Annotated in this window: 11 protein-coding genes and 3 pseudogenes; 7 read left to right on the forward strand and 7 right to left on the reverse strand. The window is 69.1% G+C overall.

Annotated elements, in window-relative coordinates; all coding sequences use genetic code 11:
* Nucleotides 1-1,206: 1,206 nt before the first annotated feature.
* Together OG595_RS02445 and OG595_RS02450 are read right to left on the reverse strand one after the other, a co-directional pair.
* Complete coding sequence (locus OG595_RS02445; protein WP_329283638.1) at nt 1,207-1,635, reverse strand: hypothetical protein; 429 nt, start codon at nt 1,633-1,635, stop codon at nt 1,207-1,209.
* A gap of 30 nt (nt 1,636-1,665) precedes the next feature.
* Complete coding sequence (locus OG595_RS02450; RefSeq protein ID WP_329267257.1) at nt 1,666-3,486, reverse strand: AMP-dependent synthetase/ligase; 1,821 nt, start codon at nt 3,484-3,486, stop codon at nt 1,666-1,668.
* Nucleotides 3,487-3,650: 164 nt separating this feature from the next.
* On the opposite strand from OG595_RS02450, the gene OG595_RS02455 reads away from it, so the two are divergent.
* The 6 genes and pseudogenes from OG595_RS02455 to OG595_RS02480 all read left to right on the forward strand — a co-directional run.
* Nucleotides 3,651-4,283, forward strand: a complete 633-nt coding sequence (locus tag OG595_RS02455; protein ID WP_329267259.1) for a GNAT family N-acetyltransferase — start codon at nt 3,651-3,653, stop codon at nt 4,281-4,283.
* Between the two features lie 262 nt (nt 4,284-4,545).
* A pseudogene (locus tag OG595_RS02460) lies at nt 4,546-5,253 on the forward strand (ANTAR domain-containing protein); the annotation flags it as partial.
* Between the two features lie 235 nt (nt 5,254-5,488).
* Nucleotides 5,489-6,139, forward strand: a complete 651-nt coding sequence (locus OG595_RS02465) for a hypothetical protein (protein WP_329267262.1) — start codon at nt 5,489-5,491, stop codon at nt 6,137-6,139.
* A 405-nt stretch (nt 6,140-6,544) separates the two neighbouring features.
* Nucleotides 6,545-7,714: a ferredoxin reductase gene (locus OG595_RS02470; RefSeq protein ID WP_329267264.1), complete on the forward strand. Its 1,170-nt coding sequence runs from the start codon at nt 6,545-6,547 to the stop codon at nt 7,712-7,714.
* A 19-nt stretch (nt 7,715-7,733) separates the two neighbouring features.
* A complete protein-coding gene (locus OG595_RS02475) occupies nt 7,734-8,843 on the forward strand; it encodes a fatty acid desaturase family protein (RefSeq protein WP_329267266.1) in 1,110 nt (369 codons plus the stop codon).
* A 110-nt stretch (nt 8,844-8,953) separates the two neighbouring features.
* Nucleotides 8,954-9,154, forward strand: a pseudogene (locus OG595_RS02480) (transposase); the annotation flags it as partial.
* Between the two features lie 57 nt (nt 9,155-9,211).
* On the opposite strand, the pseudogene OG595_RS45275 reads toward OG595_RS02480, so the two are convergent.
* Nucleotides 9,212-9,442 (reverse strand): annotated as a pseudogene (locus OG595_RS45275) (transposase); the annotation flags it as partial.
* Nucleotides 9,443-9,690: 248 nt separating this feature from the next.
* Between OG595_RS45275 and OG595_RS02485 the strand changes: the two are divergent.
* A complete protein-coding gene (locus OG595_RS02485; protein WP_329267268.1) occupies nt 9,691-10,125 on the forward strand; it encodes an MFS transporter in 435 nt (144 codons plus the stop codon).
* Nucleotides 10,126-10,536: 411 nt separating this feature from the next.
* Here the strand turns inward: OG595_RS02485 and OG595_RS02490 are convergent, their stop codons facing one another.
* The 4 genes from OG595_RS02490 to OG595_RS02505 form a co-directional block, all read right to left on the reverse strand.
* The gene (locus OG595_RS02490; protein WP_329267270.1) at nt 10,537-11,094 is read right to left on the reverse strand and encodes a hypothetical protein; all 558 of its coding nucleotides are present in this window, start codon (nt 11,092-11,094) and stop codon (nt 10,537-10,539) included.
* Between the two features lie 202 nt (nt 11,095-11,296).
* Complete coding sequence (locus OG595_RS02495) at nt 11,297-12,148, reverse strand: ABC transporter permease (protein WP_329267272.1); 852 nt, start codon at nt 12,146-12,148, stop codon at nt 11,297-11,299.
* The gene (locus OG595_RS02500; protein WP_329267274.1) at nt 12,108-12,968 is read right to left on the reverse strand and encodes an ATP-binding cassette domain-containing protein; all 861 of its coding nucleotides are present in this window, start codon (nt 12,966-12,968) and stop codon (nt 12,108-12,110) included. The genes OG595_RS02495 and OG595_RS02500 overlap by 41 nt, the downstream gene beginning before the upstream one ends.
* Nucleotides 12,965-13,420: a MarR family winged helix-turn-helix transcriptional regulator gene (locus OG595_RS02505; RefSeq protein ID WP_329267276.1), complete on the reverse strand. Its 456-nt coding sequence runs from the start codon at nt 13,418-13,420 to the stop codon at nt 12,965-12,967. The genes OG595_RS02500 and OG595_RS02505 overlap by 4 nt, the downstream gene beginning before the upstream one ends.
* Nucleotides 13,421-13,506 lie beyond the last annotated feature (86 nt).

A 13,506-nucleotide genomic window follows, 5' to 3' on the forward strand; every position in this document is an offset into this window, starting at 1 on the left:
CGGAGGCCCCATTGCGGAACCACGAAAACGGTAACGGGGGGAGAGACCCCAGTTGCGCACGAGGCGGGCAGGCTCGCACACCTCGACACCGGCCACCCAGCGTCGCCGCCCGCCAGTTCCGGCTGGTGACCTCCCGCCCACGCCGCGCTGCCCTCAACGATGACGCCGTACGGTCCATTTCCACGCAGGCGGGGATAGCTCCTTATCGACGTACAGGTTGCTGCCGTAGAAGCAGAGGCCCCGTACATGCGGGGATAGCTCCCACCCCCAGGCAAACACGATCAAGGGCTACGAGTCGGCCCCGCGCAGGCTGGGCTTGCTCCCGTCCCCCGCGCCGCAGAACAAACACCGCGCACGGAACGCGGTGAGGGTCGACAGCCCTCCGCGCACCCTGAATGACCTTCGTGCCGTTTCCTGTACGGGCCGTTTCTCGTCGCCCCACGGTTGGCGGCTACGCCGTGATCCAAGGGCCGCCCAGCACCCTGCTCATCGTCCGTCACTCGGACACCCAGCTACAGGCAGTCCGTAGACCGAGCAGCCGACGGGGTATGTCGGCTGCTCTCGGCCATACCCCGAGGAAGCCGAGAGGCACTGGGGGCGACTTCCTGGTGCGATCTGGGGCCGATTTCAGTACGGGCCGTTTCTCCCTCACGCCGACCGGCCACGTCGGCAACGGCACGATCCAGGCGAGCCCCGTCGCCACCACACCGCGCCTACCCTGCTGCGCCCCTGGGCAGAGTGGATGGAACGGTGCCGGAGCGGCCCCTTCCGGTTTCCTCGCGTCCAGCCGGCGTCCAGAATCCAGTACCCAACCAGCCGCAGGAGCCATATACCGCAAGGTTCAACCGCTACGAACTGGAACATCCGTGCAGGCCAGTGGACGTTCACACTATCAACACCGGCAATCAGGCCGAACTCACGAGCAGCAGATTCGGCCCGTTCAGGCAAAGTTGACGCTCCGACACCCGCAAATGAACGTTTCCGCAGGTCAGAGCCCTGCGCAGGTGGGACGGGTGGGACTCGAACCCACGGCCGACGGATTATGAGTCCTTTGAGGATCTTGGCAGTCCTTGCCGATCAACGCTCTTCCTTGATTTTTTCGCAGGTCAGACAGGTTTATCCATGTAGGAGTTCCGCAGTCCTTGTCAGTCTGTTCTTTTCCTTGCGGCCTCAACTCGGCCTCAATGGGGCCCAGCAGGATCGCGCCTACTCAAGGACGGGAACCGAACCTGCCCGCAGCGAATTCCCTTTCCGGCGTTGCTGGACACCAGATGGGTCTTGGTTTGAACACCCGGCGGGACCAAGGTACTTGGCCAGCCTGTGAAAGGCCTTGGCATCGGGCTGTGCGGGTGCCGCCCCGGTCGGGACGTACAGCCGGGGCCTGCCACGAAATCGCGTCCGCCGAGCCGTTACGTGCCGCTGCGACGTCGAGACCGTGGCGAAGCCCAGCGCGCCGACCAGTGCGATCGTGACGGCCGCGAGAACCTTGTTGTGCGGGATGAGCGTGAAGGGCGCAGAGCGATCGGCTTTCTCCGCCTCGTCCGGCGTCACATCGACGTCCTGCTGGCCATGGCCCGCGACGGTCACCTGCCACGAACCCGGAATCCCACTGACCGTTTGACGAAAATCAGACATCCGTTCCCGGTTGCGATTGCCGCGGCATCCTCAGGCCTTCGGTCGGTCCGGTGCGTAGAGCGCCTCGATGTCCGCCGCGAACTTGGTGACCACGTATCCGCGCCGCACTTTCTGCGAGTGTGTCAGTTCCTCACCGACGACGAACGCTCGGCTCAGGATGCGGAATCTCCTGATGCTCTCGGCCGCGGACACCGTCCGGTTGGCCTCGTCCACAGCGGCCTGGATGGCCGACCTGAGTTCCGGGTCGTGGCGGATTTCCTTGATGTCGGCCGCTCGCGGCCGGCCGTGTTCGAGCTTCCACCGGGTGAGGAATTCGGGGTCGAGGGTGATGAGCGCACCGATGTAGGGCCGTTGGTCGCCGACGAGCACGCACTGGTCGATCAGCCAGTGGGCCCGGAGCCGGTCCTCCAGCGGAGCGGGGGCGACATTCTTACCGACGGCGGTGATGATGAGGTCCTTCTTGCGGCCGGTGATGGTCAGATACCCGTCGTCCAACTCGCCCACGTCACCGGTGCGGAACCAGCCGTCGGAGTCGAACGCCTCGTCCGTGGCCTGCTTGTCGTGCAGGTAGCCACCGAAGACGTTCGGGCCCTTCACGAGCACTTCGTCCCCGGGACCGATGCGTACCGCGCAGCCGGGCAGCGGGCGGCCGACGCTGCCGACACGCTGGGCGGCCGGGAGGTTGAGGGTCACTCCTGAGGTGGTTTCGGTCAGCCCCCAGCCCTCCAGGACGGTGACTCCGGCGCCGCGCCAGAAGTGCCCGAGGCGGGCTCCCAGGGGCGCGCCGCCGCTGCACGCGTAGGCGACCCGTCCCCCCAGCGCGGCCCGCAGCTTCCTGAACACCAGCCGGTCGAACACCCGGCGCCTGCCGCGCAGCCACAGGCCGGGACCGCCGTGGTCCAGGGACTTGCTGTAAGCGACAGCGGTGGCTTCGGCGGCACGGAACAATCTCGCGTGCCCGCCCTCCACGGCCGTGCGCTGAGCGGTGTTGCGCAGTTTCTCGAACACCCGCGGGACGGCCAGCAGCAACGTGGGCCGGTAGGACCGCAGTTCGGTGGGGAGGTTCTTGAGGTCGCTGGTGTGCGCGACCTGCGCGCCGTTGTGCACGGCGGCGAGCCCGACGACCCGCGCCAGAACGTGCGCCGGCGGCAGGAACATCAGGATCATGGTGTGTTCGGTCAGGACCTTCTCCCCGATCCCGTCGGCGAGGGCGACGTTGCGCACCTCGGCGACCAGATTGCCGTGGCTGATCAGGCAGCCTCTGGGCGTGCCGGTCGTGCCGGAGGTGTAGACGATGGTCGCCAGCCCGTCGGCGCCGACCGCACGCCGCCGCCGCTCGACCCGTTCCGGGGGGACCGATCGGCCCAGCTCGACGAGGTGCCCGAGCCCCTCGTCCATCCGCCACACCTGGCCCACCGCTGCCACCCCGGCCTCGGCCAGGACGCGTTCCCGCCCCTCGTCCTCGACGAACGCGGCCACGGCACCGCTGTCGCGCAGGATCCACGCGACCTGCACCGGGGACGAGGTCTCGTACACGGGCACGCTGACCGCCGCCGCGGTCCAGATCGCGAAGTCGCACAGCATCCATTCGTAGCGGGAAGCCGCCATCAGCGCGATCCGGTCGCCCGGCGCGATCCCGGTCGCCATCAAGCCCGCGGCCAGCGCCCGGACCTCGTCGGCGAACTCCCTGGAGGTAACAGTCCGCCAGACACCGTCGACCTTGCGGGCGAACGCCTCGCGGTCGGGGCGGTGAAGGGCGTTGTCGACAATGTCGTCGGTCGCGTTCATGTGAGGCGACGTCACGTACTTCGCCGGGGTGCGCCACGCCCCCGAGTCCGATGGCTCCTCCATACCCCCATACTGCGGCTCCGGTGAGCCCCCGCAAGGGGACCAACGGCACCGTGCGGGGGCTCACCGGCCCAAGACGAACCGAGGACGGACATCCCACGATGGAGTCACCTCGCGGGGGAAGGATTTCCGCGCCGACAGGGCGGTCCTGCGGACACGGAGCACCGATGACTCTTCCACCCCATCCCGCCGACGTACCACCGGGCTACCCGCTCGCGTACGAACGCGAACTGCGGCTCAGTGACGGCCGACGCGCCGCGATCCGGCCGATCGTGCCGTCCGACGCACCGGCCCTGGCCGCGGCGATCCGGTCGGCGGACGCCGAAACACTGCGCCGACGTTTCCTGGGCGGTCCGCCACGCCTCACACCGGAACTGCTGACCCGGCTCACGACGCTGGACTACAACCTCCGATTCGCCCTCGTCGCCGCGGAAGCTGCCTCCGGAAAGGGCATCGGCATCGCACGCTACGAGCAGGTGGCCGACGGTGTCGCGGAGGTCGCCGTCGCGGTGGACCCGGCCTGGCGCCGGGTCGGGCTGGCGACCGCGCTGGTCGAACTCCTGGCCCAGGCGGCGCTGGAACGGCGCATCCACACCTTCAGCGCCTCCTACATCGCCGAGAACCGCCCGGTGGCGGCGCTGTTGTCCCTCGCCGACCTCACCGGTGCCTGCGCGGTCGGACAGGGACTGGCCGAGTCAGAGGTCGAACTGGACCGCGGCAGCGTCATCGCGGCCGTGCGCGCGTTGGACACGGACCAGGACACGCCCGCGGGATCCGGCGGTGTCAGGCACCTGCGATGACAGCGAAACCCGCCTGCTCAAGGACGGAAGTCAGCAGTCATGACGCCACGCGTCGAACACGTGCACACGGCGGAAATCACGGACTCCCACACCCGGCCGCCCGTGTCGAAGCCCCTGCGCCGCCAAGTCCGGGCAGACCACGGCTCCGTTCCCATGCCCACGTGCGGGGACGCCGACTCGCCGACGCACAGGCGCCGACCGATGAACCACCTGGCCTTTCCGCCACCTTTTGACATGAATAGTCTCTATCGAGGGTGACACGATGAATCAGCAGCTCCTGGCCAAGACGTTCGTCGAGTTGGCGGACAACCTGGTCGCCGACTTCGACCTGACCGACTTCCTGCGCCTGCTCACCGACCGCTGTGCGGCGATACTCGGCGCCGACGCGGCCGGTGCACTGCTCGCGGAACGTCACGGTGAACTGCGGGTGATCGGCGCCTCGGACGAACGGGTGCGTCTGCTGGAGCTGTTCCAGCTGCAGAGCGACGAGGGCCCCTGCCTGGAGTGCTACCGCACCGGCACCCCGGTGCTCGTCCCCGACCTGACCCGGGAGGTCGAGGACTGGCCGCGGTTCGCCAGCGCCGCCAAGCGCAGCGGCTTCTCCGCCGTCCAGGCGCTGCCGATGCGGCTGCGGGACGAGGTCGTCGGCGCCCTGAACCTGTTCCGTGCCGAGCCCGGCCCCTTCGACCCGACGGGCACACTCATCGCGCAGGCGCTGGCCGACGCGGCCACCATCAGCCTCCTGCAACAACGCTCCATCCACCGCAGCAACGTCCTCAACGAACAGCTCCAGACCGCGCTGAACAGCCGCGTACTGATCGAACAGGCCAAGGGCAAACTCGCCGAACGTCAGAACATCGACATGGAACAGGCCTTCACCGCCCTGCGCGGCTACGCCCGCTCCCACAACCGACGCCTCTCCGACGTGGCCCGGGCCTTCATCGACGACTCCGAATTCCTACCCGGCCTGACCGTCGGACCCACTCCGCGCCACAGTCGACGCGCCACCGTGGGCACAGGTGCGGGTGATCAGGCGGTGCAGGTGCATCTGGGAGACACCGCCCGTGCTCCCCAACGGGCCCTGCCGGGAAGCCGATCCGGGACTATGCTGGTGTAGAGACGTCCCGAACCTCAGCGCAGCACCGCCCATCGGCCGCGATGACGCTCCCGTCACATCTGCCGGTCTCCTGAAACGGAGGCATCTCATGCACACCCAGCGGCAACGACACGAACCCGAAGGCCCAGAGCGTCTCGGCCTCGACACAGTGCGGTTGCGCCGGCTGAACCGCTGGCAGGCCGAGGGCCTGCGGGAGGACCTGGCGGATCTGTACGTGGAGTCCTCCGACGCCGAGTCCGGTGAGGAGTTCCACGACCGGCAGAAGTTCCTGCAGCGTCTGGCGGAAGACGTGAAACTGCCGGGATTCGACATGCTGGTCGCCGAGGCGGAGACCCTGACTGGGTCCGTCTGCGGTTTCTCCGTGCCACGCGACGGGTCCTGGTGGCAGGGCTTCGATGGACCACTGCCGCAGAACCTGGAGCAACTGACCGCGTCCGGGCATGTGTTCGCGATCCTGGAGACCGTCGTCCATCCGCACCAGCACGCCCGCGGGCTCGCCCGCCGGATGCAGGAGCGCCTGCTCACCGACCACCAGGCCTCGCTGGGCGTCACGCTGGTGGATCAGTCCGCCCGGTGGACCCTCGCCGTCCTCAAGGGCTGGGGCTGGCAGGACGTGGGGCGGATCGAGCGCCTGCCCGGCCCGACGACCTTCCGCGTACTGGTTCTTCCTCTCGGCGAGCGCACGGAGGACCATCCGGACGGCCTCGCCCACAACGACCGCACCCAACGGCCCGAGTAGCCGGCCTCAGCGGCCGGAATCGGCGCGTGCGGAGTCAGGGAGGTGACCGGATCGCCGTCCTGGCTGCCCGCGCGGTCGCGGGATTCGGCCATGGTGCGGCAGACGGCCGCGGACTTCGTACGCCTTGCTTCCGAGGTCTTCCGCATGCGCCGGGCGCGATCACCCGTGTCGTTCGGCGTGAGTGGCCGAAGGGACGGCTGGGGTGGCGGAATCTGATTCCGTGTCCCCCGTGGGCCGTGTCGTTGTGGTTTTCTGGCGGGACGTCGGCTTCGGCCCCTACCCAGGGGCCGACGCACGTGAGCGAGGCGATCCCGAGTACATGATGCGGGAACGTGCCCGCCGAGCCGACGAGCTGACGCGCCCTGCCCCCGCGTGTGCCCTGTGGTGAGAGAAGGGTTCCCTCACATGCCGGTTCTGCGCGCACTGACGCCGTCGGCCCGCTTGCTCGCCGCTCTTCTCGGCTTCGCCGACCGGGGCGGCGGCCGTGTGCCGACGGTGGCGGGCCGGATCGCGGGTGCTCTCGTGAGCCCGCTTGCGAGTCCCCTCGCTCCGGACGACTACCTCGGCCTGATCGACCCGCTGCTGTCCGCCCGCCATCCCGCGGGCCGGGTGGTCGCCGTGCGGCCGGAGTGCGGCGGGGCGGCCACGCTGGAGATCCGTCCCGGGCGCGGCTGGGCGGGACACCGGGCCGGGCAGTACCTGCCGGTGGGGGTGGAGATCGACGGCGTACGGCACTGGCGTACGTACTCGATCACCTCACCTCCCGAGGCGCCGGGAAGGACCCTGACGATCACAGTCAAGGAGCAACCCGGCGGCCGGGTCTCCCCCCATCTCGTACACCGAACCCGGCCCGGCACGGTGCTCCGACTGGGCCCCGCACAGGGCGAGTTCACGCTGCCGGAGGGTACGCTGCCGCCGCGGATACTCATGGTGACGGCAGGCAGCGGCATCACCCCGGTGGCGGGGATGCTGCGCACGCTGGCACGCCGGCGCCTTCCCGGGCCCGCCCCCGACGTCGTACTCCTGCACAGCGCGCCCGGCCCGGACGAGTTCCTCTTCCGTGCCGAACTGACCGGGCTGGCGGCCCGGTTGCCCTGGCTGAGCATCCACACGCGGTACACCCGTACCGCGGGCCGACTGGCCCCGGAGCACATGGGCGTGCTCTGTCCGGACCGCTACGACCGGGAGACCTGGGCCTGCGGTCCGGACGGACTGCTCGACGCCCTGGAGCGGCACTGGGCGGCGGCCGGGGCCGGTGAGCGGCTGCGTGTGGAGCGTTTCCGGCTGACACCCGTGCTGCCGCCCGGCTCCGAAGCGCCGGGCGGCCGGGTCCGGTTCGAGCGCAGCGGTGTCGAGGCCGAGGCATCCGCGGCCGTACCCCTCCTGGAGGCCGGGGAGGCGGCAGGGGTGGCGATGCCGTACGGCTGCCGCCGGGGTATCTGTTTCGGCTGCCTCGTCCCACTGCTCCACGGTCGTGTCTGTGATCTGCGGACCGGTGAACTGCACGGTGAACCGGGCGAGTTGATCCAGACCTGCATCAACGGTGCGGCAGGTCCGCTCGCCCTCGATCTCTAGGCCCTCGAAGGAGCCTTCGATGTCCGCAACTGCCGTACCTGTCATCCCCCTTGAGTCGTTCGAAGATCAAACGGAGCTGCTCGCAAGGGAGTTGGACCGGATCCGCGCCGAGGTCGTCGCCGCACGCGGCGCGAAGGACGCCCGCTACATCCATACCGTGATCGCCACCCAACGCGGCCTGGAGGCCGGCGGCCGTGCCGCCCTCGCCGTCTCCCTCTTTCCGCCCGCCTGGCTCGCGGGCACCGCGATGCTGACCACCGCCAAGATCCTGGAGAACATGGAGCTGGGCCACAACATCCTGCACGGTCAGTGGGACTGGATGGGCGACCCGGCGATCCACTCCACGGCCTGGGAGTGGGACTTCCTCACCTCCGCCGACGCCTGGAAGCACACCCACAACCACCTGCACCACACATACACCAACGTCGTCGGCCTCGACCGGGACCTCGGTTACACCATCCTGCGCATGAGCCCGGACCAGCCCTGGCACCCGGTACACCTCCTCCAGCCGCTGTACACCGCCCTGCTCGCCCCCGTCTTCGAGTGGGGCATCGCCCTCTACGACCTGGAGGCGGACGCCGTGCCGTCAGGCCGCAAGAGCGTGCGGGCCTTCCTCGGCGACCTTGGCCGCCTGGCCCGGAAGGCCGTGCGCCAGGCAGCCAAGGACTACGTCCTCTTCCCCCTGCTCGCGGGCCCGTCCGCAGTGCCCTGCCTGGTCGGCAACGTCACCGCGAACGGGCTCCGCAACATCTGGGCGCACACCGTGATCTTCTGCGGCCACTTCCCGGGTGACGTCCAGACCTTCGCGTACGAGGAGGAGCAGCTCGACGGCGAGACGCGCGGCCAGTGGTACCTGCGCCAGATCCAGGGCTCGGCGAACATCGAGGGCGGTTTCCTCCTCCACCTCCTCACCGGCAACCTGAGCCACCAGATCGAGCACCACGCCTTCCCCGACCTGCCCAGCAACCGCTACGCCGAACTCTCCTCGCAGGTGCGCGAGATCTGTGCCCGACACGGGATCACGTACGTGAGCGGGCCGTTGTGGCGCCAGTACGCGTCCATGTGGGGCCGAGTACTACGTCACTCCGTGCCGGGCGGATCTCGTGGAGTCTCACCGCGAGCGGCCTGATCCAAGAGGCGGAGCTCTCCCGGACCGCGACCGAAGCCGACTGGGACCCGGCCCAGGAGCGAGTCCGGGACGGGACTGCGAAGGCGGTCGGGACACCTGTCGAGCGGCCCTTCGCAGCCCCGCGCAGCCCTTGGCAACGGGGCACCAACGAGAACACCAACAAGCTGCTCCGGCAGTACCTGCCCAAAGGCACGAACCTGTCGACGTTCAGCCAAGACGGCCTCGACGCCATCGCGACGAAGCTCAACAACCGTCCGCGCAAGTGCCTGGGATTCCGCACGCCAACCGAGAGTGTTGCCTTGACCGGTTGAATCTAAGGCGGCTTTGCGGAGGATCTCGTTGTCCTCCTTCAGCCGGGCGTTCTCCCGCCGCAGGCGCCTGAGTTCCTCTTGTTCGTCGGCGCTCATACTGGAATCACCCCCGCTGTCCAGCGTCCGGGAACGCCGGGTGGCGTCCTCGCGGACCCACTTCCGCAGGGTTTCCAGATGGATGCCCAGGCCCCGGGCGATGTCGGTGAGAGTGCGGTCCTTCGAGGAACGCACGAGATCGACCGCGTCCCGTTTGAACTCGTCCGGGAAATTCCTTCGCTTTACCACCATGGATCCCTTCTCCTGGATGACGAAACATCCAGCGTCCAGGTGTCGGAGTCTCGGGGGTCACTCCACCCGCGACCGACTCCCTCCACACCCTCGGGGAACGAGGAAGGACCTCCATGATCAGGGACCGTGCCCCCTCGGCCGGCGGGTCCGTGTCGGCAGCCGACCGCCTGCCGGGCAGCAGGGGAGGCAGCCCTCGGGCAGGAAACCGCGGGCGAACTGCCGTACAGCGCAAGAAACTTCTGATACCAGTGGCGACGTGCCTGGGCGTGATGATGACGTCCCTGCTCATCACCGCCTCGGTCTCGGCGCTGTCGGCGATCCAGGCCGACCTGCACGTCGGCCCGAGCGCACTGATCTGGATCCTCAGCGCGTACACGCTGGCCGTGGCCAGCCTGGTGCGGTCGGCCGGAACGCTGGGCAATCTCCTCGGCCGCAAGCGGATGTTCTGCGTCGGTGTGGCGGTGTTGATCGCGGGAGGACTGCTCGCCACGACCGCCGACACCACCGCCACGGTGATCGCCGCGCAGCTGGTCGTCGGCCTCGGCGGCGCGCTGATCCTGCCCAACAGCCTGGCCATCCTCGGCACGGCATTCACCGACCCGCTGTCGTTGCCTTCCGGCCGCGCAAGCCGTGGGCCAGATGCGGCAGCCCTGAGCAAAGAGCCCGACCCGCCCCGACGCTGAGCGGCCCGTGTGTGCCGTCGCGGCCAGGTCGGCGGCACTACAACCGAGAGGCTCGGGCAGCTCATCGGGGCCGTTTCCCTGCGCTCACGCCCCTCGTCGGACGCGCTCGCCACAAGGCCCAGATCCGGAAAATCATCACATCACAGTCTCGAACTCGCCGAGACGGTGGTCGGATAGAAGCTCCACCGACACTTTTTCGATACCCGTCGGCCTCAGGACGGCCTCAACTACGGTTCTGTCGCCGCGCAACCGCCCGGAACAGAGCTCAGCAGAGGCGCGTTGGCGCACATCTATGCAGGTCAGTGAAGCAACGGTCGACGGAGGCCACGCTGGCTCGCGAAGTCACGAGCAGCGGATTGAGCCCGTCCGGCGGCAGCGTTGTCAGCACGCCGGTTCGGGTCGGCCGGTCGCTCAGGTGGGTTCCGTCTGGCCCTTCTGGTCCCGCTGTTCCCTCAGGTTCCGCTGCTCCTTGAGGAAGTCGCTCACCTGGTGGGCCACGCCGTCCCGGACCGTGCCGTGGTGTGCGCCGGCGCCGGTGAAGTCCTCGGGCAGGCCGATCCCGCCCGCCCAGAGGTGCCGGCCGGTCCACTCCTCCTCGACCCGCAGCTGGATCTGTACGTCGACCTGCGCGAGGGAGGCTTCCGGGCCGGCCGCGTACAGGACGGCCGTGGCGCGGCGCAGCGGGTGGACGTCGAAGCCCTCGATGAACTGCGAGCTCCGCCAGTCGATGAAGGCACCCTCACCGTCGGGGCCGAGCCGGATGTCGATCTGGCCGTCCTCCAGGTGGACGCCGAAACGCCGGTTGCCGCGGTTCTCGACCGTCGCCCGGAGGCTGAAGTAGGTCAGTCCCTCGGCTGCGTCGTCGCGCCCGCGCGGCGGTTCGGCCGCCACCAGACGGTGGACGCGGACACGCAGGCCGGCATGCTCGTCGTACTCGTGCCAGTCCCCGACCACGTTCGGCTCGTGCACAGTCCACCTCTCGACCTCGGATGGCTGCTTCCTATCCTTGTGCCCGGCGCACAGTCAAATGAGCGGAATGCGCTGTGGCCAGCGAATTCTTCCCCTTGATCACTGATCAAGCGGTGTGCAGCGGAAATCCGGCGAAGGCCCGTCCCACACCAGGTGGGCGCGTGCCGCACATCACGTTCGGGTGCATGGTCGTGACCTGCGTTCAGCGGGCCAGCCTGCCCAGGAGTGAGGAGGCCGCGACGATGCCGAGGACGGCGGCGAGCAGCAGGACTCCGAAGTCGACGGCGAGGTCGGCCGGGGTGCCGAGGAGGAGACCGCGCAGGGCGTTCACCTGATAGCTCAGGGGGTTGATCCTGCTGACCGTCTGGAGCCAGCCCGGCATCACGCTGACGGGGTAGAGGGCGTTGGAGCCGAAGAAGAGCGGCATGGTGATGGCCTGCCCTATGCCCATGAGCCGGTCGCGGGTGAGCACGATCCCGGCGATCGTCATCGACAGGCACGAGAAGAAGGCGGAGCCGAGGACGACCGCCGCCGCGACTCCGAGCAGCCTGAGCGGGTTCCAGGTCAGGGCCACGCCGAGCAGGGCGGCTATGACGATCACGACGACGGCCTGGATCAGCGCCTTCACGCCCGCCGCGAAGGCCTTGCCGGTGACGAGGGCCGCGCGTGGGGTCGGGGTGACGAGGAGTTTGGTGAGGATGCCGGCATCCCGTTCCCAGATGATCATGATGCCGTAGAAGATGGCGATGAACATCGCGGACTGGGCGATGATCCCGGGCGCCAGATAGTCGAGGTAGGGGATGCCGCCGGTGGGAATCGCTTTGATCCGGGTGAAGGTCTCGCCGAAGATCAGCAGCCAGAGAGCGGGCTGGACGGCCCTGGTGTACAGCTCGGTGCGGTCGTGGCGGAGTTTCTGCAGTTCGACGGCGCACATCGCGCCGACCCGGGCGGGCAGCAGCCGCCAGCCCGTTCTGGGCCGGGGCGGTACGAGCAGCAGGTTCGGGGCGGCGGGTTCAGCCGACGCGGGAAGCGGTGCGGCGGGTGCTGCGGACATCGCGGAAGTCTCCTGACCGGTCGTCGAGGCCACTGTCGGCGACGTCCCGGAAGACGTCCTCCAGCGTGGGCGGCGGGGCGGTGTCGGACGCGCCCTCGGCCCGGCGCCGTTCGCCGAGGCCCGCCCGGAGTTCGTCGGGGGTGCCGAGGGCGCGGATGCGGCCGTGGTGCATCAGGGCGACGCGGTCGCAGTACTGGTCGGCCTCGTCCATGTAGTGCGTGGTCACCAGGACGGTCATACCGGTGGCGGCGCGCACGGCGTCGATGTGTTCCCACACGCCGGTCCTCGCGATGGGGTCCAGCCCGATCGTCGGTTCGTCGAGGATGAGCAGCCGGGGCGCGCTGACCAGCGCCTGGGCGAGTTCGAGCCGACGCACCATGCCACCGGAGTACGTCTTGGCGAGCCGGTCGGCCGCGTCGGTGAGGCCGACCGCCGCGAGGGCCTGGCCGACCCGCTCGGCGCGTTCCCGGCGCGGGACGTCGAAGACCCGGGCGAACAGGACGACGTTCTCGCGCCCGGTGAGCCCGGAGTCGGCGGACAGCTGCTGCGGCACGTATCCGAGCAGCCGCCGCACCGCCATCCGGTCCCGGGCGGCGTCATGACCGAAGACGCCGACCGTGCCGACGGGTACCGGCAGGAGTGTGGTGACGCAGCGGATCGCCGTGGTCTTCCCCGCGCCGTTGGGCCCGAGGAGCCCGAACACCTCGCCCTCCCGCACGGCGAGATCGAGTCCGTCGACGGCCCTGGTCCCGCCGAAGGCGTACACAAGACCGGTGCAGCTGACGGCGTCGGGGCCCTTCGTGATCCTTGCGGACGTCACGTCTCCTCCGTTTCCTCGCTCAGGTTCCGGGCCAGTTTCCGCAAGGCCGGGAGTGCGGCCCGCAGGGCTTCCCGGTCGGCGTCGTCGAGGCGGGACACCTGCCGCCGTACGAGGGCCGTGCGCCGTTGCCGCCACTCCCCGAGACGGGCCTCGGCCGCCGGGGTGAGCAGCAGCCGGGCGGCCCGCCGGTCGGCCGGGTCCGTGCCGCGGATCAGATAGCCGGCTCCGACCAGCTGGTTCACCAGCGTGGACACGGAGTTCCCCGCCAGGTACAGCTCCTTGGCCGCTTCGGAGATGCCGATGCCGGGACGGCCCTCGACCAGGCGCAGCAGTTCGACCTCGGCGCCCCGCAGCCGGGGCATGCTCGTCCCGCCGCGCAGTCGGCGCCTGATCAGCCGCTGCACCCCGACGAGGGTGTCGGCCAGTTCGTCCGCGAAGGTCACTGGTTCCACACATCGATATTAGCTCTGAGTCAGAGGTAAAGAGCCATCTGGAGGGAATGGAAGAGTCAAGAACATGCATGCGTCATGTACCTTGT

This window comes from Streptomyces sp. NBC_01451 (genome assembly GCF_036227485.1).
Lineage (GTDB): Bacteria > Actinomycetota > Actinomycetes > Streptomycetales > Streptomycetaceae > Streptomyces.